Origin of the sequence: Pantoea sp. sgz302252, from assembly GCF_047713085.1 — a bacterium.
In the GTDB taxonomy this organism is placed as follows: Bacteria; Pseudomonadota; Gammaproteobacteria; order Enterobacterales; family Enterobacteriaceae; genus Scandinavium.
In genome coordinates this window covers 52,770-79,065 of the sequence record NZ_JBLFJW010000019.1, presented here as the reverse complement: position 1 = coordinate 79,065, position 26,296 = coordinate 52,770, and the positions used below count along the sequence as shown (strand labels likewise).

The 26,296-nt window shown below is 54.6% G+C and carries 20 protein-coding genes; 13 read left to right on the top strand and 7 right to left on the bottom strand.

Going from position 1 to position 26,296, the window contains the following annotated elements; all coding sequences use genetic code 11:
• Positions 1 to 7: 7 nt before the first annotated feature.
• Entirely contained in the window at positions 8 to 1,288 is a 1,281-nt protein-coding gene (locus tag ACLW56_RS15340; RefSeq protein WP_330984619.1) for an oligosaccharide MFS transporter, read from the bottom strand.
• 15 nt (positions 1,289 to 1,303) lie between these two features.
• On the bottom strand, positions 1,304 to 3,136 hold the full coding sequence (locus tag ACLW56_RS15335) for a DUF2264 domain-containing protein (protein ID WP_330984618.1): 1,833 nt from the start codon (positions 3,134 to 3,136) through the stop codon (positions 1,304 to 1,306).
• 228 nt (positions 3,137 to 3,364) lie between these two features.
• Between ACLW56_RS15335 and ACLW56_RS15330 the strand changes: the two genes are divergently transcribed.
• Entirely contained in the window at positions 3,365 to 4,222 is an 858-nt protein-coding gene (locus ACLW56_RS15330; protein WP_330984617.1) for an AraC family transcriptional regulator, read from the top strand.
• Here the strand turns inward: ACLW56_RS15330 and mnmC are convergent.
• A complete protein-coding gene (mnmC, locus tag ACLW56_RS15325) occupies positions 4,209 to 6,218 on the bottom strand; it encodes a bifunctional tRNA (5-methylaminomethyl-2-thiouridine)(34)-methyltransferase MnmD/FAD-dependent 5-carboxymethylaminomethyl-2-thiouridine(34) oxidoreductase MnmC (protein ID WP_330984616.1) in 2,010 nt (669 codons plus the stop codon). The genes ACLW56_RS15330 and mnmC overlap by 14 nt on opposite strands.
• Positions 6,219 to 6,376: 158 nt before the next feature.
• Between mnmC and fabB the strand changes: the two genes are divergently transcribed.
• A complete protein-coding gene (fabB, locus tag ACLW56_RS15320) occupies positions 6,377 to 7,594 on the top strand; it encodes a beta-ketoacyl-ACP synthase I (RefSeq protein ID WP_330984615.1) in 1,218 nt (405 codons plus the stop codon).
• 67 nt (positions 7,595 to 7,661) lie between these two features.
• On the opposite strand, the gene lysC is transcribed toward fabB, so the two are convergent.
• Positions 7,662 to 9,032, bottom strand: a complete 1,371-nt coding sequence (lysC, locus tag ACLW56_RS15315; protein WP_330984614.1) for a lysine-sensitive aspartokinase 3 — start codon at positions 9,030 to 9,032, stop codon at positions 7,662 to 7,664.
• Between the two features lie 612 nt (positions 9,033 to 9,644).
• Here lysC and ACLW56_RS15310 point away from each other — a divergent pair.
• Both ACLW56_RS15310 and ACLW56_RS15305 read left to right on the top strand, forming a co-directional pair.
• A complete protein-coding gene (locus tag ACLW56_RS15310; RefSeq protein WP_330984613.1) occupies positions 9,645 to 11,027 on the top strand; it encodes a diaminobutyrate--2-oxoglutarate transaminase in 1,383 nt (460 codons plus the stop codon).
• A 17-nt stretch (positions 11,028 to 11,044) separates the two neighbouring features.
• Positions 11,045 to 12,508 carry an aspartate aminotransferase family protein gene (locus ACLW56_RS15305; RefSeq protein WP_330984612.1) on the top strand — a complete coding sequence of 488 codons (1,464 nt, stop codon included), beginning with the start codon at positions 11,045 to 11,047 and terminating at the stop codon, positions 12,506 to 12,508.
• A gap of 59 nt (positions 12,509 to 12,567) precedes the next feature.
• Here ACLW56_RS15305 and flk read toward each other — a convergent pair whose 3' ends face one another.
• Positions 12,568 to 13,569, bottom strand: coding sequence for a flagella biosynthesis regulator Flk (flk, locus tag ACLW56_RS15300; RefSeq protein WP_330984611.1), 1,002 nt, complete (start codon positions 13,567 to 13,569; stop codon positions 12,568 to 12,570).
• 105 nt (positions 13,570 to 13,674) lie between these two features.
• Between flk and pdxB the strand changes: the two genes are divergently transcribed.
• From pdxB to purF, 9 genes are all read left to right on the top strand, one after another.
• Complete coding sequence (pdxB, locus tag ACLW56_RS15295) at positions 13,675 to 14,811, top strand: 4-phosphoerythronate dehydrogenase PdxB (protein ID WP_330984610.1); 1,137 nt, start codon at positions 13,675 to 13,677, stop codon at positions 14,809 to 14,811.
• Positions 14,812 to 14,877: 66 nt separating this feature from the next.
• Entirely contained in the window at positions 14,878 to 15,891 is a 1,014-nt protein-coding gene (locus tag ACLW56_RS15290) for an aspartate-semialdehyde dehydrogenase (protein ID WP_330984609.1), read from the top strand.
• Positions 15,891 to 16,703, top strand: coding sequence for a tRNA pseudouridine(38-40) synthase TruA (truA, locus tag ACLW56_RS15285; protein WP_330984608.1), 813 nt, complete (start codon positions 15,891 to 15,893; stop codon positions 16,701 to 16,703). Before ACLW56_RS15290 ends, truA begins: the two co-directional genes overlap by 1 nt.
• 26 nt (positions 16,704 to 16,729) lie before the next feature.
• Positions 16,730 to 17,389: a DedA family protein gene (locus ACLW56_RS15280; RefSeq protein ID WP_330984607.1), complete on the top strand. Its 660-nt coding sequence runs from the start codon at positions 16,730 to 16,732 to the stop codon at positions 17,387 to 17,389.
• A 175-nt stretch (positions 17,390 to 17,564) separates the two neighbouring features.
• Positions 17,565 to 18,479: an acetyl-CoA carboxylase, carboxyltransferase subunit beta gene (gene accD / locus ACLW56_RS15275; RefSeq protein WP_330984606.1), complete on the top strand. Its 915-nt coding sequence runs from the start codon at positions 17,565 to 17,567 to the stop codon at positions 18,477 to 18,479.
• A 71-nt stretch (positions 18,480 to 18,550) separates the two neighbouring features.
• The gene (gene folC, locus ACLW56_RS15270) at positions 18,551 to 19,819 is read left to right on the top strand and encodes a bifunctional tetrahydrofolate synthase/dihydrofolate synthase (protein WP_330984605.1); all 1,269 of its coding nucleotides are present in this window, start codon (positions 18,551 to 18,553) and stop codon (positions 19,817 to 19,819) included.
• The gene (dedD, locus tag ACLW56_RS15265) at positions 19,809 to 20,525 is read left to right on the top strand and encodes a cell division protein DedD (protein ID WP_330984604.1); all 717 of its coding nucleotides are present in this window, start codon (positions 19,809 to 19,811) and stop codon (positions 20,523 to 20,525) included. The genes folC and dedD overlap by 11 nt, the downstream gene beginning before the upstream one ends.
• A gap of 289 nt (positions 20,526 to 20,814) precedes the next feature.
• Entirely contained in the window at positions 20,815 to 21,303 is a 489-nt protein-coding gene (gene cvpA, locus ACLW56_RS15260) for a colicin V production protein (protein ID WP_330984603.1), read from the top strand.
• A gap of 33 nt (positions 21,304 to 21,336) precedes the next feature.
• Entirely contained in the window at positions 21,337 to 22,854 is a 1,518-nt protein-coding gene (gene purF, locus ACLW56_RS15255; RefSeq protein ID WP_330984602.1) for an amidophosphoribosyltransferase, read from the top strand.
• A 53-nt stretch (positions 22,855 to 22,907) separates the two neighbouring features.
• Here purF and ACLW56_RS15250 read toward each other — a convergent pair whose 3' ends face one another.
• Together ACLW56_RS15250 and ACLW56_RS15245 are read right to left on the bottom strand one after the other, a co-directional pair.
• The gene (locus ACLW56_RS15250) at positions 22,908 to 24,866 is read right to left on the bottom strand and encodes a glycoside hydrolase family 127 protein (RefSeq protein ID WP_330984601.1); all 1,959 of its coding nucleotides are present in this window, start codon (positions 24,864 to 24,866) and stop codon (positions 22,908 to 22,910) included.
• A 10-nt stretch (positions 24,867 to 24,876) separates the two neighbouring features.
• On the bottom strand, positions 24,877 to 26,280 hold the full coding sequence (locus ACLW56_RS15245; protein ID WP_330984600.1) for an MFS transporter: 1,404 nt from the start codon (positions 26,278 to 26,280) through the stop codon (positions 24,877 to 24,879).
• Positions 26,281 to 26,296: the final 16 nt, after the last annotated feature.

Below are 26,296 nucleotides of genomic sequence, written 5' to 3'. Positions count from 1 at the left end.
TATCTCCTTAATGACTTTTAGCGGGGGCAACGGACACAGTGTCCAGAACGTGCTGCTCTTCAGCCTCGGGATGGCGAGCTGAACGGCAGCGCGAAAGGGTGAAACTGGAAACCAGGGTGAAGAACAGGGCGCAACAGCCCATCATCAGATAGGTGTGTTCAAAGCCGATTTTGGCGTACAGATAACCGGCTGGCGGCGCGACAACCACCGAGCCGACATAGATCATTGCCTGATAACCCAGCAGATACATGGTGGCGTTGACCTTCTTGTTGAAGTGCTCGGCGATATACTTGAAGACCGAAATCAACAGCAGGGCAATCTCCATGCCGTACAACGGCTTGATAATGGAGATCATCAGCGGATCGGTGGTCAACCCTGAGGCAATCAGGCGCGCGCCAACCACACAACCGCACAGCAGCAGGCCTTTTTTGGCGCCGTAGTGGTTCACCAGCATCGGGATAAACATCATCATCACGAACTCAGTGCCGGACTGGACGGTACTCAGGTAGCCATACCAGGCGTTGCCTTGCTCTTTGGTGTCGAAGAAGGAGACGAAGTAGCGCGGAAATTGCTGTTCGGCGACAAACATCATCCAGGCCACACCCGCCACATACAGGCTGAACATCCAGAATTTGCGGTTCTTCAGCAGCAAAATCACATCGCTGAACACGATTTTGTTCTCAGAGATGACGTTGTTGCTGCGCAGCTGTTCATCGCCAATTTTCAGACTAATAAGCACCAGCAGCATCAAAACGGAGGTCGTGCTGCTGACCACGAAGTTGGCTAACGGTGTGAAGTTAAACAGCACGCCTGAGACCGAGGCCGCCATCGCCCAGCCCAGCGAACCCCACATGCGGATGCGTCCGAACTCTAACCCATAAAGGCGGCTGAAGCGGTCGGTATAGGATTCCGCGGCGGCAACGCCCGCGTACCAGCCAAGGCTGAGATAAAACGCCCCGATAAAAATACCGACGGTTGTATGGCTCAACAGCAACGGCTGATAGACGGTGACGAAGAACGGCGCCATCAGCGCGGAAACGGCACAGACAAAATAGAGCAGCCATTTGCTCATCCCGATCTTGTCCATGATGTAGCCATAAACCGGCTTCATGATCACCGCAAACACGCCGTTAATGGCGAACACGCTGCCGATGGTGATGCTGTCGAGCCCAACTTTCTGACTCAGCCACAGGGCATACAGCCCGAAGCTTGAAGACCAGGTAAAGAAGTACAGAAAGATGAAGCTGCTCATCTTGAATTGCGCACTGCGTGGGGACCTTGTCGACATGATTTTTCCTCCGCTTTACGGCAGTTCCGGCAGGGTGAATTGCGTTTCCATTGCCGCTGATTTCAGCTGGATCACTTTTTCGTGAAGGCTTATCTGCGGCAGACTGTTTGCGTCGTAATCCTGCGGATCACCGGCCCAGACGGCGCACACCAGTAAATGCTGGCCAACGGAAAGCTCACCGCGTAAAACCGGCACGGCAGCCCTGTCGGCAAACAGAAGATTGCTGTTTGGCGGTGTGAGAACGACCTCGCCCTGGCGCGGATGCAGGCTCAGACAGTGAATCGCACTGAGATCTGTTTCGCTGCTCAGCAGGCTTTTTCCGGTTTCCGTACATTGTTCTGGCTGAGGGCGAGAGCAAAGGCTAAAACCGCCTTCCGCCGTGTCCAGCTCGCGTGCTGCTTTCAGATGATGAACACGAATTTGCCAGTTTCCTTGCGCCACCAACCAGGTGTCGACAGTGACGTCATTCCAGGGCTGCCAACGGCTGTAGAGGTAATTTTGCTGGGTGGTGACCTGCACGCAGTCACGACGGCCGCGCCAGTAATTGTCTTTTTCGCTGAGCAGCAGCATCGAATCGGGTGAAGCATGCGGCAGGTCGAAGCGCCCGCGTTCAACGTTAAAGGCATAGCGTGTGGAGTAGGCAAACTTGCAGTATTTGGCTTCGGTGTTGACGAAGTTATTTCGCTCCCACTGCCCGGAGGTCAGCATCCACAGATGATGCGGCTGATGGACCAACACCTGGTCTGCACGAGGAATAGCGTGAGGTGTGTGGCGTGCTGGCAGAGCTTCTTCTTCCGCCTGCCAGAAGGTACTGTTTTCACCGAGCGCCAGTACCAGCACGGTTTTCAATGCCCAGTACGGTGAACCTGGCGCGTTGTAATCTTCAGCCATAATCAGGTTCGGATAGCTGTAGCCGACGCTCAGCACGCCATCCCGGTCAAACGGCTGTTGCTGCATCCACCAACGCAGATGGCGCAAAACGATGCCTTTCATGATGCCCGGCGAAAATACGTCCAGCCCGACAAAAGCCGCGGCGCTCCAGAAGGCGGCCTGGGCGAAACGGTAGGTCAGGCTTCGACCGAAAGGAATGGCTGCGCCGTTTTCCTCGAAGAAGTGAATAAAATCCTGAGCGAAAACGGCGGCCCTTTCACGCAACACTGCGCAACGTTGTGGGTCAACGTCTTTCATCAGATGGGAATAAATCAGGCCGTAGAAGTGAAAGCCCATGGAAATGTAGTAGTCGCGCGGGCGTTCTGGGCCGTCGCTGTACCAGCCGTCACCCAGCCAGTAGCGCTCCATGGCATCAAAATGACGCTCGATGGCCTCGCGGTTGACCGGCATTCCTGCGCGATGAAAACCGACTTGCACCAGAATCGGGAAAAAATGCCAGTTGTTGTCCGGAATGGTGGCGGTTTCACTTTGCTTCAGCCAGTGCCAGAGTTGCTGCTTTTCCTGCTCATTAAAATGCGCCAGCAGCGGCTGGTGGGCGAGCGCTAACAGCAGCCCGTAAGCCGCCATTTCCACAACACGCTGATCGCTCTGGTCGATTTCACCCCAATAGTCTGGATGTTCTGGATTGACACCGTTTTTAATGGCCTGAATATAAAGTGAAAGTTGTTCCGGTTCCTGACCGCCTGCCAGCAGCGGTGTCACGCCCCACAGCAAACGGGAGAACGCTTCCATGTTGGCAATGCGTTGGCCGTAATGGGTGGTGAAGTTAGCGAGATCGATCCCGCTGGCATTATTTTTGAAGAATGGCGTCACGGCATTGAGTATTTCGTTCACCCATTTTGTCAGGTCGCGACGTTCTTTTAAGGGATTATCAAAGGTAATGTTTTCAGGTTGCACGAGGCCCTCCCGTCAGACACGAGATCAAGGAAAAGTGATTGTTATTGGATTTGTTATCGCCAGCATTCCTGCGGCGAAACCAAGCCTAGCCGCTTTTCTTTCCTGCGCTGAGTGAGCCGCTTCACAAAAATGAACCGCCATTTCAACTTCACTGGATTTTCCCGCCAAACAGGGCAATAAATTGCAAACCGTAGGCTAAAAATTTAATTCTGTTGTCATGGTGGCGGTATGGGCGATGCGCAATTACTGGAACGGATAACGCTTGAACATCAGGCTATCTCATTCAACCGGATGAGAGGGTCGAGCGCGCTCTACTACCACTGGCATCAGTGCGTAGAGTTTCTTTATATTTCTAACGGTTATGGCATCGTGGTGGTTGATAATCAGCACTACACTGCGCGCCCCGGTCGTCTGTTTATCTTCCCGCCCTTTCGGTTGCACAAAGTGCATGTCGACGAGAGCGAGCACAATCATTACCACCGTTCGACGATGCATATCGAGCAGTCAGCCGTCGAAAGTAACCTGCAACAGTTTCCTCGTTTTCAGGCGCAGTTTGCGCATCTGGCGGCGACCAGCGCACCCGCTCAGGCTTATGATTTAGGTGAACATGCCGCGTATATGGAAACCGTGCTGGCACAGTTTGCCGCGCTGGAGTCGCGTGAACATTATCCGGCGGATGAAGTCGCGTTTCTGGTGATGCAAATTTTGTCGTTGCTTCCGGCACAGCCGACGATCAGCACGCCGCAGCAGCAAACGGCTTCTGCGCAAATCATGCAATGGCTGGAAAAACACTACGGGGAGAAGTTTTCGCTGGAGGAGTTAGCGCGTGACATTGGCTTGTCCCGCAGCTACACCTCGCGCATTTTTCGTCAGCAGACGGGCGGCAGTATTCACGAATATTTGCTGACCCGAAGGTTAAAGCGCAGCTGTGATTTGCTGCGCACCAGCGAAATGAGCGTGGAGGAGATCGCGGTGAAAGTAGGTTTTCAGGAAACAACCTACTTTATCACCTGCTTTAAACGCATGATGCACCAGACGCCGTTGCAGTACCGCAAGCAGGCGCGGCAGCGCATCAGCCTGCTTTGAGCACGGCTTTACCTTTCAGTAGTTTTCGGACCCACAGGCGATTTGGATTGAGTGCCGCAAGCGTGATGCTGTTTAGCGGCAACGGTTCGTGGCTCATCTGTGCCGCCAGCACTTCGGCTGTCAGTGGCGCGGTACACAAACCACGGGAACCCAGTGCAGCCAGCATGAACAGATTTTCATGCACAGGCGCAGTCGGCGCATTTTCACTGTTCTCAGCCAGGCTGGCGTAAGTGTCCAGCGTTCGCGAATAATCCGGCACATTGCCAAGCATTGGCAGATGATCGCGTGTGGCACATCTCACGCCGCAGCGAGCGTCACCGGCGTTGACATCCACCTCTTTTGCCCATTCCGCATCAGGGAAACAATCCAGCAGACGCTGGCGATTCTGCTGCTGATCTTCATCACTGTAGTGCATCTCTGCCTTGCCACGATGGTAGCTGGCGCCGATGCAGTGTTGTTGATGGTGAGGATCCTGCGGGGTCAGATAGCCGTCATAACAAAGCACATTGCGAAGTTTTGCTAAAGCAGGCGTGGTGGGAATATGGCTCACTTGACCGCCAACAGCATAGACGGGCAGCGCTTCGGTCTGGCTAAACTGATGAATCTTGTGTCCGTTTGCCAGCACCACACTGGCATGATGAACGTTTTCGCCACTGGCAAAACGCAGGTTCCAGCCTTTATCGTCAGCCACAAGCTGTTCACAACAGTGATTCCAGTGCACGTTCAGACCTTGCTGACGCGCGAATTCCAGCGCATTCGCCGTTAACTGAGCCGGGCACAACCAGCCGCCGAGCGGATAATGAATGCCACCGCAGCCTGTTTCCACGCCGGTCATGTCATTCGCTTGCTCTGCTGAAATCGCAACAGCAATTTCTTCGGGCAGGCCCAGCGCCAGCATGTTGGTTATTTTCTTAGCGCTTTTCTCATCCCAGCCCAGCTGAGTGACGCCACACCACTCATGATCAAAGTCGAGAGGCAGCGAATCGTAATACCGGCGGGCGAAGGTAAAAGCGGCGGGGAAGAATTGTTCCAGCGCGGCGTCGTGAGCGCTAAGCAAGGGATAAAGCGCGCCCTGACGGTTGCCGGATGCCCCTTGTGCAGGCATCGCATCTTCACAATAGAGCGTCACCTTCCAGCCGCGACGCAAAAGTGCAAGAGAGAGCAGGGCGCTGGCAATGCCGCCGCCGACGATGGCGGTCTCTTTCGTTGTGCTGCCCGTGCGGGCAAACCACGGCGTTTTGCTCTGGGCTGGTTGAGTAATATTCCGCTGCCCGGTCAGCATTTCTCGCTTACGCCCGAAGCCTTTCGTTTTTTGCATGCTGAAACCGGCCTCATTCAGACCACGACGCACAAAACCTGCGGAGGTAAAAGTTGCCACCGTGCTCTCCGGACGTGCCAGCCTCGCCATGGCATTGAACAACGTCGGCGTCCACATATCCGGGTTTTTCGAGGGAGCAAAGCCATCGAGGAACCAGGCATCAACCTGCTGATTAAGCGAGTCGTCCAGCGTATCAACCAGCTCGTTAATATCGCCAAACCACAGGTCGAGCGTGACATTTCCGCCCTCCAAAAGCAGGCGGTGGCAGCCAGAAAACGGCAGTGGCCACTGCGCCTGAAGCTGCGTGGCAAAACTGTCCAGTTCAGGCCAGTGCTGATGAGCGAGTTTCAGGTCATCGGCACGCAGCGGGAATTTTTCAAAACTGATGAAATGTAATCTTTGCAGCGTAGCCTGCGGGGAGGTGCGGCGAAATTCTGAAAACGCCTGCCAGAGCGTGAGGAAATTCAATCCTGTACCGAATCCGCTTTCGGCAACCACGAAATGGGCCCGGTCGTGAGCAGCAAAACGTTCGGGTATCCGGTTACCACCGAGAAACACGTATCTGGTCTCTTCCAGACCGTTATCGTTGGAAAAATAGACATCATCAAAATCTCGGGAAACAGGTGTACCCTCAGCGTTAAATTCAAGGTTGGCAGGTTGTATGGCGTTTTGTTTCACGTAAGTTACTCGCAATGCAAGGCGTGCGGCGATCTTAGCGATGTGTGCCTGAAGGCGCAAATTTATACATAAATTGGCTGATCGGACTTGTTCGGCGTACAAGTGTACGCTATCTTGCGACTCGAAACTTAAAATAGTGCGACTTACAGAGGTATTGAATGAAACGTGCAGTGATTACTGGCCTGGGCATCGTTTCCAGCATCGGTAGCAACCAGCAGGAAGTCCTGGCATCTCTGCGTGAAGGACGCTCGGGGATCACTTTCTCTCAGGAATTCAAAGATTCTGGAATGCGTAGCCACGTGTGGGGTAACGTCAAACTGGACACCACCGGTCTGATTGACCGTAAAGTGGTCCGTTTCATGAACGATGCCTCTATCTACGCTTACCTCTCTATGCAGCAGGCTGTTGAAGACGCCGGGCTGAAAGAAGAGGTCTATCAGAACAATCCACGTGTGGGCCTGATTGCCGGATCTGGCGGTTCTTCAAAATCTCAGGTGTTCGGTGCAGACGCCATGCGTAGCCCGCGCGGCCTGAAAGCGGTTGGCCCTTATGTGGTCACCAAAGCGATGGCCTCTGCGGTTTCTGCTTGCCTCGCCACCCCGTTCAAAATCCACGGCGTAAACTACTCCATTAGCTCTGCTTGTGCGACGTCTGCACACTGCATCGGCAGCGCAGTTGAGCAAATTCAGCTGGGCAAACAGGACATCGTGTTTGCTGGCGGCGGCGAAGAGCTGTGCTGGGAAATGGCCTGTGAATTCGACGCGATGGGCGCGCTGTCCACCAAGTACAACGAAACCCCAGAAAAAGCTTCCCGTACTTATGATGCGAGCCGTGACGGCTTCGTTATCGCAGGCGGCGGCGGTATGGTTGTGGTTGAAGAACTGGAACACGCTCTGGCCCGTGGCGCACACATCTACGCAGAAGTGGTTGGCTACGGCGCAACCTCTGACGGTGCAGACATGGTTGCTCCATCCGGTGAAGGCGCAGTGCGCTGCATGAAGATGGCGATGGAAGGCCTGGATGCCCCTATCGACTATCTGAACTCCCACGGTACTTCTACGCCAGTGGGCGATGTGAAAGAACTGGGCGCGATCCGTGAAGTCTTTGGCGACAACACCCCAGCTATCTCCGCAACCAAAGCGATGACGGGTCACTCTCTGGGTGCCGCTGGCGTGCAGGAAGCGATTTACTCCCTGCTGATGCTGGAGCACGGTTTCGTTGCGCCAAGCATCAACATCGAAGAGATGGACGAGCAGGCTGTTGGCCTGAACATCGTGACCAAGCCAACTGAGCAGGCGCTGAACACCGTGATGTCTAACAGCTTCGGTTTCGGCGGCACCAACGCCACGCTGGTGATGCGTAAACTGAAAGCGTAATCATTACGCCGGATAATGAAAAAGGAGCCGAAAGGCTCCTTTTTTTACGTCTACAGTCAGCTAAGAATCAGGCTACTCGCTCGAAAAGCTGACGGTGTAAAGCTTTGACCGCGTTATCTGCCGCATCGCCAGGAAGCAGGAAGCTGAGGTTACTCTCTGAAGCGCCCTGGCAAATCAGGCGAACCGCACACTCATCCAGCTCAGAGAACACGTCCTGACAGACGCCCGCCGACTGCGAAAGCTGATGGCCGACCAGGGTCATCAATGCCAGCCCGGTTTCAACTTCCAGAGTGCAATGCGCTGAGAGAGCCGCGTGCAGCGTGGCGATAAGTTCGTTGTCGTCACCGGATGTGGCGTGGGTTGCGTCCAGCACTAATGCCATGCCGGTTTCGGCTGTCGTCACCAGGTCGGCCGCAATTTGGCTCTGCGCTAAAAGGCTGAACATTTTTGCGTTGAAGTCGAAGACCGGCAGGCTATCCGGGCGGCGGCATTTGACGAGCGTCTGCTTACGACGCACGGCAATGGCCCGGTAGCGCTGGACCTCTTCTGTTTCGCAACACACCAGCGTCCCGCCCGCAGACGGATTTTTGCTGGAGCCAACAAACACGGGAATATTCTTGCGCATGGCAGGCAGGAGCGTGGCGGGATGGAGCACTTTCGCGCCATAGGCCGCCATATCGCTGGCTTCGGAAAACGAAATCGTATCGATGCGTTGGGCCTGAGGGACGATCCTCGGGTCGGTGGTGTAGATCCCGGCCACGTCTGTCCAGATATCCACCCGGCTGGCCTGTAAGGCTTCCCCAAGCAAGGAGGCGGTGTAATCACTGCCGCCGCGCCCGAGCGTCGTTGTTCGGCCTTCGGCATCACTGCCAATAAACCCTTGGGTGACGACAACCGCGTGCTCGACGTGCGGTAAAACCTGAGTTTTTGCCTGTAGCGCGATAGCGTTGACGTCGGGTTCGGCACAACCAAAATGCGCATCCGTACGGATAACCTCACGGGCGTCAAGCCACTGAGCGTTGACGCCGCGTTCACGTAATATCTCCGTAAACAGCAGGCTGGACATCAACTCGCCATGACTGACGAGTTCATCACTGAGCTCAGCAGAAGGCGTGGTGGCTGCGATTTGCGCAAGCGTGGAGATCCTGTCGAGCAGCGCGTCAATTTTCTGACGAACAGTGGCAGGCTGTTTCAGGGCAGCAAGAATCGTGTGCTGAAGGGCTCGAAGCGTCTCGATTTTATCCTGGCGTTGTTGGGCGTCCAGGCCTTCAGAAAGTGCGACCAGTTGGTTGGTTACGCCGGAAGAGGCCGATAAAACAACCACTCGGACTTGCTGATCAGCGAGGACAATAGCGGCACTGCGGTTCATCGCGTCAGCATCGGCTACGCTTGTGCCGCCAAATTTGGCCACGACAAAAGGTGGGTAAATGCGTGTCATAACAATCTCATATCAGGGCGCCATCACGGATGGCAGAAAATTTCATTCCTGGCATAAGGCAAGTTGCTTTGCCTTACGAGAGCTCCGCCCGCGGAGTTCTCTGGTGACAACCCAGGAAAAATTTCCTGTTGTCGATAACGTGTTTCGCCGTTACGCGTTACCGGTATTTGCGCATTAATTTTTTATGACAACCACAAGGGGTATTAAAGCGGCGAGATAGTAAATTATTTCCAACAACGAAGCGATATATTTATTGGCTTTTACAGTAAAACAAGCGGAAACAATATCCTGAACGCCAGTCTTTACATCAAATTGGTAAAAATCTGTAAAATAGAGTGTAGACCGCAATATCATTGCGGGTCTTATGGTTGACTTTCAAAGTATCTGATTTTTTTAAATGCTGGCATCCCAGCGAGCTTTTTAATTGATTGTTGACCCATCTTTGTCTGTTTTGCTTTGATTTATAAGATTATTATCTCATTTTTCTTGCAGGCAAATAATTATTGAGTCCTCAGGCAAAAGGGCATATATTAGCCGCGCCTTTTTGGGCTGAACCCTTTTAACGATTATTCAATCCGGCGATTAATCAGCCGCGGTTGTAGGAGTGATATGATGACGGATAAAGTCCGTATTGATACTTTAAGTGCTACTTCCTTCCCGCAAAGCAATGATGTCTATTTAAAAAGACAAGCTGAGTTTGAATCTAACGTCAGGAGTTATCCGCGTAAACTGCCCCTGGCGATTGCCAAAGCGCAGGGCGTCTGGATAACCGATGTGGAAAATAATCAATATCTTGACTGTCTTGCCGGTGCCGGCACTCTGGCGCTTGGTCATAACCATCCCGATGTGCTGCAAAGCATTCAACGTGTCATCACAAGTGGCTTACCGTTACATACACTTGACCTCACGACCCCTTTAAAAGATGAGTTTTCCGCTTATCTGCTCTCTCTTTTACCGGGCCAGGGCCGCGAATATTGCCTGCAATTTACTGGGCCATCTGGCGCAGATGCGGTAGAAGCGGCGCTAAAGCTGGCGAAAAAAGTGACCGGCCGTTCCGGTGTTATCAGTTTCTCCGGCGGCTATCACGGCATGACGCACGGCGCGCTTTCCGTTACCGGCAACCTGTCGCCGAAAGAAGCCGTCAGCAACATGATGCCGGAAGTGCAATTCCTGCCTTACCCGCATGAATACCGCTGCCCGCTGGGCATTGGCGGTGAAGCGGGTGTGAAAGCGCTGACTTACTATTTCGACAACCTGATCAACGACGTTGAGAGCGGCGTGCGTAAACCTGCCGCGGTGATCCTCGAAGCAGTGCAGGGTGAAGGCGGCGTGAATCCGGCGCCGGCTGAGTGGCTGCAGCGCATTCGCAAAGTGACTCAGGAACACGGCATTCTGCTGATTATCGACGAAGTTCAGGCAGGTTTTGCCCGTACTGGCAAATTCTTCGCCTTCGAACACGCAGGCATTGAGCCAGACATCATTGTGATGTCAAAAGCGGTCGGCGGCGGTCTGCCGTTGGCAGTGCTGGGCATTAAAAAGCAGTTTGATGCCTGGTCTCCTGGGCACCACACCGGCACGTTCCGTGGCAACCAGTTGGCGATGGCAACGGGCCTGACCACGCTGAAAATCCTGAAAGATGAAGGGATTGCCGATCAGGTCGCCGCCAAAGGCGAGTGGCTGAAAGGCAAACTGAAGGAGATGCAGAAGCATTACCCTGTTATCGGTCACGTTCGCGGCCTGGGATTGATGATCGGCATCGAAATCGTCAAACCAAACGAAGCGCAGGATCACATGGGCTGCTACCCGGCAGATGGCGAACTCTCTGCGCTGCTGCAGAAAAAATGCTTCGAGTCCGGGCTTATCCTGGAGCGTGGTGGCCGCAACGGTTGCGTTCTGCGCCTGCTGCCTTCGCTGCTGATCACCCAGGGCGAGCTGGAAATCTTCCTCGATAAATTCGAGAACGCCTTGCTGGGCGCTGGCGTGAAGCCGGTTTAATCGGAGTCGAGAGCAACATGTCAGACGTAAATCCAATTCTGTCCGGGTCGGCGCAAAGTATTGCGGCCTACCAGCAGGCGATTGAGCAGAGTACGCGCGCCGTCGTGGAATGGTTGAAGCAGCCTGAGATGTATCAGGGCAAAACCGTTGACCAGCTGCGCGAGCGCATTCAACTCTCCTTCACGCAGGAAGGTCTCGGTAACGAGGCCACCATTGCGCGGGCAGTAGACTATTTCCTCAAAGACAGCCTGTCGGTGCACCACGCGCAGTGCGTGGCGCATCTGCACTGCCCAAGCCTGGTGATAAGCCAGGCTGCGGAAGTCCTGATCAACGCCACCAACCAGAGCATGGACTCCTGGGACCAAAGCCCGTCGGCGACTCTGATTGAGATCAAGCTCATTGAGTGGCTGCGCGAGCAGGTTGGCTACAGCGCAGGTGATGCTGGTGTGTTCACCAGCGGCGGCACGCAAAGTAACCTGATGGGCCTGATGCTGGCGCGCGATGCCTTTTTTGCTGGCAAGGGTCACTCGGTACAGCAGCATGGCCTGACCGGCGATCTCAGCAAAATTAAAGTGTTCTGTTCTAAAGAAGCGCACTTCTCGGTGCAAAAGAACATGGCTTTAATGGGGCTGGGCTATCAGTCCGTGGTTCAGGTCGAAACCGACGCTTTCTCGCGGATGGACATCAACGACCTGAAAGCCAAACTGGCGCAGGCGAAAGCCAATGGCGAGCAGGTGATGGCGATTGTGGCCACCGCGGGGACGACCGACGCCGGTGCCATTGATCCGCTGCCTGATATTACCGCTCTGGCGGCGAAAGAAAATATCTGGGTGCATGTTGATGCGGCCTGGGGCGGGGCACTCCTGCTTTCAGAGAAGTATCGTCATTATCTGGATGGCCTGGAAAGCGCTGATTCCGTCACGCTCGATTTCCATAAGCAATTCTTCCAGACCATCAGCTGCGGCGCTTTCCTGTTAAAAGAAGCGCGTCATTATGAGCTGATGCGTTATCAGGCGGCTTACCTGAACTCTGATTTTGACGAAGAGCACGGGGTGCCGAATCTGGTGTCGAAGTCACTGCAAACCACGCGTCGTTTTGATGCCCTGAAGCTGTGGATGGGTCTTGAAGCGCTGGGCAAAAAGCAGTACGCCGGGATCATCGATAACGGTGTGACGCTGGCACAGCAGGTTGCGGAATATGTGCAGGCTCAGCCGGAACTTGAGCTGGTCATGACGCCTCAACTGGCGAGCGTGCTGTTCCGCTTCCGTCCAGAGCAGAAAGATACTGCGTTTGTGGCGCTGTTAAACCAGCGTATCGGGGATGTCCTGCTGGCCTCTGGCAGTGCGAACGTTGGGGTAACGGAAGCAGACGGCGTGACTTGCCTGAAGATGACGTTGCTGAACCCGACTGTCTGCCTTGAAGATATTAAGGTTCTGCTGGAAAGCGTGAAACAGACGGCGAAACAGCTGCTGAACGCTTAATAGCCTGTCAGTAGAACGCCAGCGCATGATGTCTCATCGGCGCTGGCGTTTTTTTTGTGTCAGATAACAATCCACAGCAGGAAAATCACCACTAACAGCATGACGAGCATCAGGCCAGGACGGGCTGACATCGCTTTTAAGTTCTCAATGAATGGCGTGAACGGGCTGTAAATTGGCTGAATATGGCTGATATCGAGCGTATCTTGCGAACGCTCTACGCGCTTGAGGAACACCTGATTCAGCAAATCCTGCACCTGCGCTGGTGTGAGAATAGTCTGCGGTGTGGCCTGCCAGTTTTGCTGGGCATAGTCACGCAGCGCGGAAAACTCCTGCGGTTCCATCGGCTGTTTCAGTGCGGCCTGAAGGCTGTTCAGCGTCGGCGCTTTTTGGTCGCTTAGCGTCTGGCGAGCCTGCAGCCACGTCATCAACTGGTTGAAGTGTTTAGCCGGGATCAGTTCGCCGGTTTTCACGCCAGACAGCTCCAGCATCGACTGCCAGATTATCTTGCTGGATTCGCCCGTAGAGGCAGCCACTTTGTTGACCATCTGATTAAGCGTGTTGTGCTCTGCCGGTTGCAGGGGGCGTGTGGTGCCTGGTCGCTGCTGTGGCTGAGGAATGTCAAGCTGATTGCTTTGCAGAAGTTGCAGGACGTTCTTCAGTTGATCCGGCGTGAGCTGGCTCAGCGCGGTTTGACCGTACTGCTGGCGGATATAATCGCTCACGGCCTGACGATTGTTCCCCTGGCTCAGCAATTCGGTTAACTGGGCAACAACCTGGCGCACGGTGTGCGTTTGCTGCGCGCTTTCCAGACGCTGGTTCAGGTTTTGCTCTGCGGCAGGGAAGTGCTTCGACAGAAGCTGCGCATCATTTTTCAGGCCTAAATCGTGCTTCATTGCCGCCCACACGCCTGCGCTTTGCTGTGAGGTCAACGCGACAAGACGCGTAATCAGCCTTTCAAGCACGGTGCGCTGCTGGGTGGAGAGCGGCTGTTCGCCGATGGTGTTTGTTGCTGTTCCTTCCCCCGGAGGGCGGGCGGGCAGACCTGAAATGGGTTGCGTCATGATAAATCCTGAATGTCCGTCGGTGTTCTCAAGGCTCAGTGTTCCTGGCGGCAAGATTATGGCACACTTCCCCGGTTAACTCTCGCTTCAGACAGGTACTGTACCGTGAAAATCCTTGTTGATGAAAATATGCCCTACGCCCGCGAGCTTTTTAGCCGTTTGGGTGAAGTTAAGGCGGTTCCCGGCCGTCCCATTCCACAGCATGAACTCGATGACGCTGACGCGCTGATGGTGCGTTCGGTCACGAAAGTGAATGAAGCGCTGCTGGCCGGAAAGGGGATTAAATTTGTCGGCACCGCCACGGCGGGGACCGATCATGTGGATGACAAGTGGCTGGCTGAGGCGGGCATTGGTTTTTCCGCTGCACCGGGCTGCAATGCGATTGCGGTGGTTGAATATGTTTTCTCCTCGCTGCTGATGCTGGCGGAGCGTGATGGTTTCGCGCTGGCAGATCGCACCGTGGGGATTGTCGGCGTGGGTAACGTCGGCGGGCGTCTGCAAAAACGTCTGGAAGCGTTGGGCATCCGCACGCTGCTTTGCGATCCACCGCGTGCCGATCGCGGTGACGAAGGGGATTTCCGCACTCTGGATGAACTGGTGCAGGAAGCGGATATTCTGACTTTCCACACGCCGCTGTTTAAAGACGGCCCCTATAAGTCGCTGCATCTTGCCGACGAAGCGCTGATCTCCCGCCTTAAACCTGGCTCAATTCTGATTAATGCCTGCCGCGGTCCGGTGGTTGATAACGCCGCGTTGCTGAAATGCCTGAAGGGCGGGCAAAAACTCAGCGTGGTGCTGGACGTCTGGGAGCCTGAGCCAGAACTGAATACTGAACTGCTGAATCGGGTGGATATCGGCACTGCTCATATCGCCGGTTATACGCTGGAAGGCAAAGCCCGCGGTACCACGCAGGTGTTTGAAGCCTACAGCAAGTTCATCGGCAAGCCCCATCAGGTATCGCTGGATACACTGCTGCCTGCGCCGGAATTTGGCCGTATTACGCTGCATGGCGTGCTGGATCAGCCAACGCTAAAAAGGCTGGTCCATTTGGTGTATGATGTGCGCCGCGATGATGCACCGCTGCGGAAAGTCGCCGGGGGCCCTGGTGAATTCGACAAGCTGCGTAAAAACTACCTTGAGCGCCGCGAATGGTCCTCGCTGAACGTCCTGTGCGACGATGCGCAGACGGCGACGCTACTCAAAAACCTGGGCTTTAACGCAGTGCATCACGCCGCTCATTAATGTCTTCTTAATACGCCCTGTTGGATACTCCGACAGGGCGGCTCATTATTTCTGGAGTAAACCACCATGTCTGAAGGCTGGAATATTGCCGTACTGGGCGCAACGGGCGCTGTAGGCCATGCTCTGTTTGAAACGCTGGCGGAGCGTCAGTTCCCGGTGGGTGACCTTTATGGTCTGGCGCGTAGTGAAAGCGCGGGCGAGTCTCTGCGCTTCGAAGGGAAAACCGTGCGCGTGCAGGATGTTGCTGAATTTGACTGGACCCAGGTGCAGTTAGCGTTCTTTGCCGCAGGTGCAGAAGCCTCTGCAACTTATATTGATGACGCGACCAACGCAGGTTGTCTGGTTATCGATTTGAGCGGGCTTTTCGCGCTTGAGCCTGACGTGCCGCTGGTTGTACCGGAAGTGAACCCGTTTGTGCTGGATGAATACCGTAATCGCAATATTGTTGCCGTACCGGACAGCCTGACCAGCCAGATGCTGGTGGCGTTGAAACCCCTGATTGATGTGGGCGGCCTGTCGCGTATCAGCGTCACTAACCTGATGTCGGCTTCTGCGCAGGGCAAGAAAGCGGTGGATGCCCTGGCAGGCCAAAGCGCCAAATTGCTGAATGGCATTCCTGTTGATGAAGACGATTTCTTCGGCCAACAGCTGGCATTCAACGTATTGCCGATGCTGCCCGATCGCGAAGGCAGCGTGGCAGAAGAGCGTCGCATCGTGGAACAAACTCGAAAAATCCTGCAGGACGAAGGGCTGATGATTTCGGCAAACTGTGTGCGCGCGCCGGTGTTCTACGGCCATGCGCAGATGGTGAGCTTTGAAGCAATGCGTCCGCTGGCGGCAGAAGAAGCTCGCGATGCGTTTGCTCGTGCTGAAGATATCACGCTGTCTGAAGAGCAGGAGTTCCCGACTCAGGTGGGCGATGCTTCCGGCAGTGCGCATCTGTCTGTGGGCTGTGTCCGAAACGATTACGGCATGCCAGAGCAAATTCAGTTCTGGTCTGTCGCAGATAACGTTCGCTTCGGCGGCGCGCTGATGGCCGTGAAAATCGCTGAAAAACTGGTTCAGGAGCATATGTACTGATGTCTGAAGTGGAATCGCTGCCACGCTTTAAAATCGCGCTCGGTATCGAGTACGACGGCAGCAAATACTACGGCTGGCAGCGTCAAAACGAAGTGCGCAGCGTACAGGAGAAGCTTGAAAAAGCGCTCTCTAAAGTGGCGAATGAGCCTGTCAATGTGCTTTGCGCAGGACGTACCGATGCAGGCGTTCATGGCACCGGTCAGGTCGTGCATTTTGAAACGACTGCCGACCGTAAAGATGTGGCGTGGACGCTCGGGGTAAATGCGAATTTGCCTGGAGACATCGCGGTGCGTTGGGTGAAACATGTGCCCGACGATTTTCACGCACGTTTCAGTGCGACCGCACGCCGTTATCGCTACGTCATCTACAATCATCGTCTGCGTCCGGCGGTGTTAAGTCAGGGCGTGACGCATTATCACCAGCCGCTGGATGCGGAGCGTATGCAACGTGCAGCGCAAAGCCTGCTTGGTGAGAATGACTTTACCTCGTTTCGGGCCGTGCAGTGCCAGTCGCGCACGCCATGGCGAAACGTGATGCACATTAACGTTGAACGTTACGGTGCATATGTGGTGGTGGATATCAAAGCTAACGCTTTTGTTCATCATATGGTGCGGAATATTGTGGGCAGCCTGATGGAAGTGGGCGCCGGAAACCAGCCAGAGAGCTGGATTGCAGAGCTGTTGGCCGCGAAGGACAGAACGCTGGCGGCAGCAACGGCAAAAGCGGAAGGGTTGTATCTCGTGTCGGTAGATTACCCGGAACGGTTCGACCTTCCCAAGCCGCCTATGGGCCCGCTATTTTTAGCGGACTGATTGCAGTCACATAAGGTTAAGCCACTATGGATCTCATTCGCTTTTTGATTGATTTTATTTTGCATATTGATGTGCACCTCGCCGAGCTGGTCGCTCAGTACGGCGTTTGGGTTTACGCTATTTTGTTCTTGATCTTGTTCTGTGAAACCGGGCTGGTGGTGACACCGTTCCTGCCTGGTGATTCGCTGCTGTTTGTGGCTGGTGCGCTCGCGGCGTTGCCTTCCAACGATTTGAACGTTCACATGATGGTGGTGTTGATGATTATCGCCGCGATTGTCGGCGATGCGGTGAACTACACTATCGGTCGGCTGTTCGGTGAGAAGCTATTCAGCAACCCGAACTCCAAAATTTTCCGTCGCAGCTATCTGGATAAAACCCACCAGTTTTACGAGAAGCACGGCGGCAAGACCATTATCCTGGCGCGTTTCGTGCCCATCGTTCGAACTTTTGCTCCGTTTGTCGCGGGAATGGGACGCATGTCTTATCGTCATTTTGCGGCTTACAACGTGATTGGCGCGCTGTTGTGGGTGCTGCTGTTTACTTACGCGGGCTATCTTTTCGGTGACTTGCCGATTGTGCAAGAAAATCTGAAACTGCTGATTGTCGCCATTATTGTGGTGTCGATTCTGCCTGGGGTGATTGAAATCATCCGCCACAAGCGTGCGGCGGCGAAACAGGCTAAATAACCACAGAACCTGAACAGGGGAGAAGTGTCACCGGTTCGACCACTTTTTTATCCCATGTTCAGGTCTCTTATGTTTTAATGTGCAACATTTCATGGTCTGTAAGCCCTAAAAATGGCATTATTCGCCGCTTACAGCAAAAACTGGTATCGACCAGGTTCAGGCAGAAAGGTTATCAATGAGCTGGATTGAACGAATTAAAAGCAACATAGCCCCCACCCGTAAGGCGAGCATTCCTGAAGGGGTATGGACCAAGTGTGACAGCTGCGGCCAGGTCTTGTACCGTGCCGAGCTGGAACGCAACCTGGAGGTTTGCCCTAAGTGTGACCATCATATGCGTATGTCGGCGCGTAATCGCCTGCATAGCCTGATGGATGAAGGCTCACTGGTGGAACTGGGTAGCGAGCTTGAGCCGAAAGATCTGCTGAAGTTCCGTGACTCCAAAAAATACAAAGACCGCCTGGCGTCTGCGCAGAAAGAAACGGGCGAGAAAGACGCGCTGGTGGTGATGAAAGGCACGCTGTTTGACATGCCAATTGTCGCTGCAGCTTTTGAGTTCTCCTTTATGGGCGGCTCAATGGGCTCTGTCGTCGGCGCGCGTTTTGTCCGTGCCGTTGAATACGCGCTGGAAAACAACTGCCCAATGGTTTGTTTCTCCGCTTCCGGTGGTGCCCGTATGCAAGAAGCGCTGATGTCGCTGATGCAGATGGCAAAAACCTCCGCTGCGCTGGCGAAAATGCAGGAACGTGGTCTGCCGTACATCTCCGTACTGACCGACCCAACCATGGGTGGCGTATCGGCAAGCTTCGCGATGCTGGGCGATCTCAACATTGCTGAGCCAAAAGCGCTGATCGGGTTTGCCGGTCCTCGCGTTATCGAACAGACCGTACGTGAAAAACTGCCGCCGGGCTTCCAGCGCAGTGAGTTCCTGATTGAAAAAGGTGCGATCGACATGATCGTTCGCCGTCCTGAGATGCGTTTCAAGCTTGCCAGCATTCTGGCGAAGCTGATGAATCTCCCGGCACCAAACCCGGAAGAGCCGCGCGAAGCCGTGGCGGTACCGCCGGTACCGGATCAGGAACCTGAGGCCTGATAAATGAAAAGGGCAGGGCCAGACGGCGCTGCCCTTTTTGCTTGTGTTAACCGTTAACAGTCGCGGGCATCATGGAAAAAGAAACTACGCCAATCGCCACGTCGCCTCTCGCCACGTGGCTTTCTTATCTGGAACATCTGCACACCAAAACCATCGACCTGGGTCTGGCGCGTGTTAGCGAAGTTGCCGCGCGCATGGGTGTGCTGAAACCAGCGCCGTTTGTGTTTACGGTGGCGGGAACCAACGGCAAGGGCACCACCTGCCGCACGCTGGAGTCTGTGCTGACGGCCGCGGGTTACAAGGTTGGCGTCTACAGTTCTCCGCATCTGGTGCGCTACACCGAACGCGTGCGTGTTGAGGGGAAAGAGCTTGCAGAGTCTGCCCATACCGCGTCTTTCGCTGAAATCGAAAAAGCGCGTGGTGAAGTCTCCCTGACCTATTTTGAATTCGGCACGCTCTCTGCACTGTGGCTGTTTAAACAGGCACAACTGGATGTGGTTATCCTCGAAGTGGGGCTGGGCGGGCGACTGGATGCGACCAATATTGTGGATGCTGATGTGGCCGTTGTGACCAGCATTGCGCTTGATCATACTGACTGGCTGGGGCCAGATCGCGAAAGCATTGGTCGCGAGAAAGCGGGCGTGTTCCGTGGTGGAAAACCTGCCGTAGTGGGTGAGCCAGATATGCCGCAAAGCATTGCTGATGTCGCGAATGAGAAAGGTGCTCAGCTGCTGCGTCGCGACGTAAATTGGCACTATACCGCCCATGATACCGATTGGGCGTTTAAAGATGCCGACGGCGAGCTGAACGGCCTGCCGTTACCGCAAGTTCCACAGCCGAATGCCGCGACAGCGCTGGCGGCATTGCGTGCGAGTGGCCTGGCCGTCAGTGAAACGGCGATTCGTGAGGGTATCAAGAATGCCATTTTGCCGGGGCGCTTCCAGATTGTGAGCGACTCACCGCGCCTTATCCTTGATGTGGCACATAACCCTCATGCAGCGGCCTGGCTGGCGGAACGTCTGAAAATGCAGCCTGCTCGTGGGCGCACGCTCGCGGTGATTGGTATGCTACATGATAAAGATATTGCCGGTACCCTGACGTGCCTCTCTGAGGTCGTAGACAATTGGTACTGCGCCCCGCTGGAAGGCCCGCGCGGCGCAACAGCGGAACAATTGGTGGAACATTTGCGCGAGGGTGCAGTCTATGCCACTGTAGCGCAGGCGTGGCATGCCGCGATGGCAGAGGCCCGTCCGGAAGATACGGTACTGGTGTGTGGTTCGTTCCACACGGTGGCTCATGTAATGGAAGAGATGGACGCGAGGAAAACCGGTGGCGAGTAAGTTTCAAAATCGTTTAGTCGGAACCATTGCGCTGGTGGCGCTGGGGGTGATTGTGCTTCCGGGGCTGCTGGACGGTCAGAAAAAGCATTATCAGGATGAGTTTGCGGCGATCCCGCTGGTCCCTAAACCCGGCGACCGCGATGAACCCGATATGCTGCCAGCCGTGACCCAGGCTTTGCCTGCTCAGCCTCCTGAAGGCGCAGCAGAAGAGGTGAGGGCGGGTGATGCGGCGGCGCCAACGCTTGATGCATCGCGCTTTGCGGCCAATAATGGCGGAAATGAGATTGATGACAACGGCCAGCCGGTACAGCCGCCGAAGCCGAAAGTCGTCGCGCCAAAACCGCAGGTTCAGCCGCAAACCAAAACGCAGCGTGACAACACCAGTCAGCAACTGGCTGCTGCGACAGAAGCGCCTCCGCCTGCTCAACAGAAGCCGGTCGCGGAAGAGAAGCCAGCGCCGACAGGCAAAGCCTACGTTGTGCAGTTGGGTGCGTTGAAAAACGCCGATAAGGTCAATGAGATTGTGGGTAAACTGCGCGGCGGCGGGTATCGGGTCTTTACCGTGCCTTCTACGCCAGTGCAGGGAAAAATCACCCGTATTCTGGTGGGGCCAGATGCTTCAAAAGACAAGATGAAAGGATCGCTTGGCGAACTGAAGCAACTGTCCGGTCTGAACGGTGTGGTGATGGGATATACCCCTAACTGATTTTGAATTGCCGGATGGCGCTACGCTTATCCGGCCTACAGGTGATTTCGTTTGTAGGCCGGGCAAACAGCGTGCCGCCCGGCAACATCATGGGGACTGGGGACAGCATCGAGAATGTTCGATGAGCGCTAAATGGTCCTCAATAAGGCCAAAAGCGCAGGTGGCGTTGAACATTTTTTCAGCGCCATTTTTATTTACGCGGGGACAGGAAATCCCTACGCAAACGTTTTCTTTTTCTGTTAGAATGCGCCCCGAACTGGACGACAGGGCGTAAAATCGTGGGACAACTATGGTCTGGATTGATTACGCCATTATTGCGGTGATTGGTTTTTCCTGTCTGGTAAGCCTTATCCGCGGCTTTGTTCGTGAAGCATTGTCACTGGTAACCTGGGGTTGTGCTTTCTTTGTTGCCAGTCATTACTACACTTACCTGTCTGTCTGGTTTACGGGCTTTGAAGACGAACTGGTTCGAAACGGGATTGCTATCGCGGTGCTGTTTGTCGCGACGCTCATTGTGGGTGCTATCGTTAACTATGTTATCGGTGCGCTGGTCGAAAAAACGGGTCTGTCCGGAACGGACAGGGTGCTGGGAATTTGCTTTGGTGCGCTGCGTGGGGTGTTGATCGTCGCCGCCATACTGTTCTTCCTCGACACCTTTACCACGTTTTCGAAGGGTGAAGACTGGCAGAAGTCGCAGCTCATACCCCAGTTCAGTGTCGTCATCAGAATGTTCTTTGACTATCTGCAAAGCTCGTCAAGTTTCTTGCCCAAAGCATAAGCTTTGGGTAGTACTGAACGAGGAAAATGACGTATGTGCGGTATTGTCGGTATCGCCGGTGTTATGCCGGTAAACCAGTCGATTTATGATGCGTTAACGGTGCTTCAGCACCGTGGGCAGGATGCCGCAGGCATCATCACCATCGATGCAAACAACTGCTTCCGTTTGCGTAAAGCCAACGGCCTGGTGAGCGATGTATTTGGCGCCGTGCATATGCAGCGCCTGCAGGGCAATATGGGCATCGGCCACGTCCGTTACCCGACTGCGGGCAGCTCCAGTGCCTCTGAAGCACAACCGTTTTACGTCAACTCCCCGTATGGTATTACGCTTGCCCACAATGGCAATCTGACCAACGCCCACGAGTTGCGTAAAAAGCTGTTCGAAGAAAAACGCCGCCACATTAACACCACCTCCGATTCCGAAATCCTGCTCAACATCTTTGCCAGCGAGCTGGACAATTTCCGCCACTATCCGCTGGAAGCTGACAACATTTTCGCCGCGATTGCTGCGACGAACCGTCAGATTCGCGGGGCATACGCCTGTGTAGCGATGATCATCGGCCACGGTATGGTTGCCTTCCGCGACCCGAACGGTATTCGTCCGCTGGTGCTGGGCAAACGTGACGTGGGTGATGGGCGCACTGAGTTCATGGTGGCGTCCGAAAGCGTGGCGCTGGATACGCTGGGCTTCGAATTCCTGCGTGACGTTGCGCCGGGTGAAGCTATCTACATTACCGAAAAAGGCCAGCTGTTTACCCGTCAGTGTGCGGACAACCCGGTCAGCAATCCTTGCCTGTTTGAGTATGTTTACTTCGCGCGCCCGGATTCATTCATCGATAAAATTTCCGTTTACAGCGCTCGCGTGAACATGGGCACAAAGCTCGGCGAGAAAATTGCTCGTGAGTGGGAAGACCTGGATATCGACGTGGTTATCCCGATCCCCGAAACCTCCTGTGATATCGCGCTGGAAATTGCTCGTATCCTCGAAAAACCGTACCGCCAGGGCTTTGTGAAAAACCGCTACGTTGGCCGCACGTTCATCATGCCGGGTCAGCAGCTGCGCCGTAAATCGGTACGCCGCAAACTGAACGCCAACCGTGCTGAGTTCCGTGATAAGAATGTGCTGCTGGTTGATGATTCCATCGTTCGTGGTACCACCTCCGAACAGATTATCGAGATGGCGCGTGAAGCAGGGGCGAAAAAAGTGTACCTGGCCTCAGCGGCACCCGAGATTCGCTTCCCGAACGTGTACGGCATTGACATGCCAAGCGCAACCGAGCTGATTGCTCATGGGCGTGAAGTGGATGAGATCCGCCAGATAATCGGTGCCGACGGCCTGATTTTCCAGAATCTCAACGATCTGATTGATGCAGTACGTGCCGAAAACCCGGACATTCAGCAGTTTGAATGCTCAGTCTTCAACGGCGTGTACGTCACCAAAGACGTGAACCAGCAATACCTCGATTATCTCGATGCCCTGCGTAATGACGACACGAAAGCCCTGCAACGTCAGAACGAAGTGGAAAACCTTGAGATGCATAACGAAGGCTAATACCCGTCTTCGAAAAAAGCCCGCGAAAATGCGGGCTTTTTTGTGTCTCGCATTCAGGCTTCGTCAACCCAGATTCGCATTTCGCCCTCCCCACGGTTAGCCCAGCTAAACCAGGGAATGAACGTCAGGGTTTGTGCCTCTGTGCTGGTCTGGCGAGTATCGAAACTGTAGAGCGGCTGGTCTTCCGGCGCTGTAGGCAAGCGCAAACCCTGCGCGGTTAAGATGATTTTCCCTGTCAGCACGCCATTGCCGGGTTGCTCATGGAAATCACTCACTTTAGGCAGGGAAAGATTGTGCAGCTCAGAGCCGTTATCCGCTTCCTCCAGGCAATACACCAGCGGCCCGCGCTGGACGGCGACTTTCCCTGCGTTATGGCGCACTTTGGCATTTGCATACACTCTTTTTACCGGCATCGGCAAATCCAGGGTGATGATATCTCCCTGCTGCCACTGTCTGGTCACATGCAGATAACCTTTGAGTCGTTCACCCTGAGCCTTATCGCCATTCACCTGAATGTTGGGTGTCGGGCACCACTCGGGTAAACGCAGCGCCAGCGTATGAGCAACAGGTCTAGCGTTGGTGATAGTGACAGATATTTGGCCGCTCCATGGATAATTCCCCTCAATCTTTAACGCCAGTTCGCCTGCGGAAATCTGGAATCGAGCGTCGGTTCCTGCATAGAAGTTAATAAATAGCGCATCCGGGCGAGGGGTGAAAATGTAGTGCCCAATAGCGACCAGCGTGCGCGCGATGTTCGGAGGACAGCAGGCGCAGCCGAACCAGCGTTGGCGAACGGGTTTTATATGGTCGTAAATATGGTTAAACGGAATACTTTTTGGCTGTGTTTCCAGCGGATTCACGTAGAAGAAGTGTTTGCCATCCAGCGCCATGCCGCCCAACACGGTATTGTAGAAGGCGCGTTCCATCACATCTGCGTAGTGGGCATCACCTTCCATTTCCAGCATCCGGCGAGCAAACATCATCAGGCCGATAGAGGCACAGCTTTCGCCGTAAGCCGTATCATTCGGTAAATCATAATCACTGGTAAAAGCTTCCCCGATCCCCTGCGAGCCAATCCCACCGGTGATGTACATCCGCCGTTGCACCATGTTATTCCAGATGCGCAGGCAGGCCTGGCGTTTCTCCTCGTCGTGGGTCATTCGCGCGATATGGGCAAGACCTGTCATCAGATAGACAGATCTGACGGCATGGCCGACAGCCTGATCCTGCTCGGCCAACGGTTTGTGAGCATGGGTATAAGCTTTATCTTTGATCATCCACGCATCGCCCCAGTTATCCCAGTGCCAGGTGCCGCCACGTTTCTCGAATTCAGCGTCGTAGTAGTGCGGTTGACGGCCTCGCTCCTCAAGGAAAAAATGGGCCAGCGACTGATAGCGCGGTTCTTGCGTCACTTCAAACAGGCGCATCAAGGCTAACTCTATTTCAGGATGCCCTGGGTAGCCGCGTAGCTGGCCGTTATCAGGCCCAAAAACGGTATCGATGTGATCGGTAAAACGACAGGCAATGTCCAGTAATTTGCCTTTACCCGTCGCGTTAAAGAAGGCGACAGCGGCTTCTATCAGATGGCCTGCGCAATAGAGTTCGTGGCACTCTGCCAGATTCGTCCAGCGCTGGCCTGGCTCCTTCACGGTGTACCAGGTGTTGAGATAACCGTCTTCGCATTGTGCTTGCGCTAACAGTTCTATGACTTCGTCTGCGGTCTTTTCCAGAACCGCATCCGGCTTTTGCAGCAGCGACCAGGCAACCGCTTCCAGCCATTTAGTGACATCGCTATCCTGGAAAACCATGCCGTAAAACTCACCTTTTTCTCTCCCTGCGGCGATACGGTAATTGGCTAAAGCATGACTGGGTTCGGCGTCCGGGATTTCATCGTTGAGAGCCTGCCACTGATAAGGAATGACGACATCGCGGATCAGCCGCTGGTATTCGCCCAGAAAGGGGTCGGTGACGTTGATGTGCTTCAGATCGGCTTCAATCACTTCAGAGTACATGCTGTTAACCTCAAGATTGGTGTGAATATTTTTGGCGAAGGTCGAAGGAAATGCGCTGCATCATCGGGCCGTTGAGTCGGCATTTGAGCAGGCAGAGTGCCAGAGCCAGATGGAAAATCGCAGGAGCCAGGCTTTGCAGGGCGGTGATGCCCTGAATGGAGGCTGCGGTCTGATTCGCAAGCCCTGGATGGTAGGCAACCAGGATAAGGATCAGGCTGATAATGCCGCCAGAGGAGGCCCATGAGAGCTTGATGAAGAACAGGTTGAAGGCAAAGTTCATGCCCGATGAGCGCACGCCGTTTTTCCACTCGCCGTAATCATCCGCAAAAGCCATGATCGAAAAGTGAAGAGGGAGGGTGAACCCGAGCACCACATTGTTGATGAAAATACAGACCAGCCACAAAGTCTGGTGCTGCGGGCCGGTCGGCAAAAACCACATTGCCACGCCAAAGGCGGCCAGCAGAAGGTTAGTGAAGAAGTAGAGCTTCACCATGTCGATACGGCGTGAGAGTGGATTGACGATGATGGCCCCGAGGATGGCGGCTACGGTAACAATCGCGAAAAACAGCGACATAAACCCGGCGCTTCCGTGCAGAGCGTAAGAGATGAAATACATGTAACCGCCGCCGCGAATACACAGAATATTCACCAGCAGGAACGACATCACCAGCATCATTAAAAGCTGATCGTTTTTACGCAGGCCTTGCAGATGCTGGCGTAAAGTAAACTGCCCGGCGAGTGAGACGGGGACTCGCTCTTTGACCCAGAAGAAGCACAACAAAAACATCACCACGCCCACAGTACAAAGCACGGTGACGCCATATTGATAGCCTTTCGCCAGGTTTCCTTTGCCAAAAAATTCCACCATCCACGGCAGGCCCACCGACACCAGAAAACCGGCGATGCCGCTCAAAACAAAACGCCAGGACTGGCAGGACATGACCTGGTCGTGCCGGTTTGTCATGGCATTGATCAGCGCGCAGTAGGGCACGTTAATGGCCGTGTAGCCAACGGACAACAGCAAGTAGGTGCCAAATGCCCACGCGATTTTCAGGTCAGGGCTGAGATCCGGTACGGTGAAGGTAAGTACGCCGATTACCCCAAGCGGAACCGCAATCCACAGTTGCCAGGGGCGAAAACGTCCCCAACGGCTGCGGGTTCTGTCAGCAATCACGCCCATCACGGGATCGGAGATGGCGTCGAAAATACGCAGGATCAGGAACATTGCGCCGACGATGGCCGGGCTGAGCCCAAAGATATCGGTGTAGAAAAAGAGTAAAAAACCGCTGATCAAATCGGAGATGCAGTGTCCGCCTGCATCACCCAACCCGTAACCTATTTTTTCGCGAGTCGAGAGTGTTTCTCCCGGCTCAAGAAGTTGCACATCGCTGTCCAAATTATCGGCAATTGCCATAGCCTATCCTCACCCG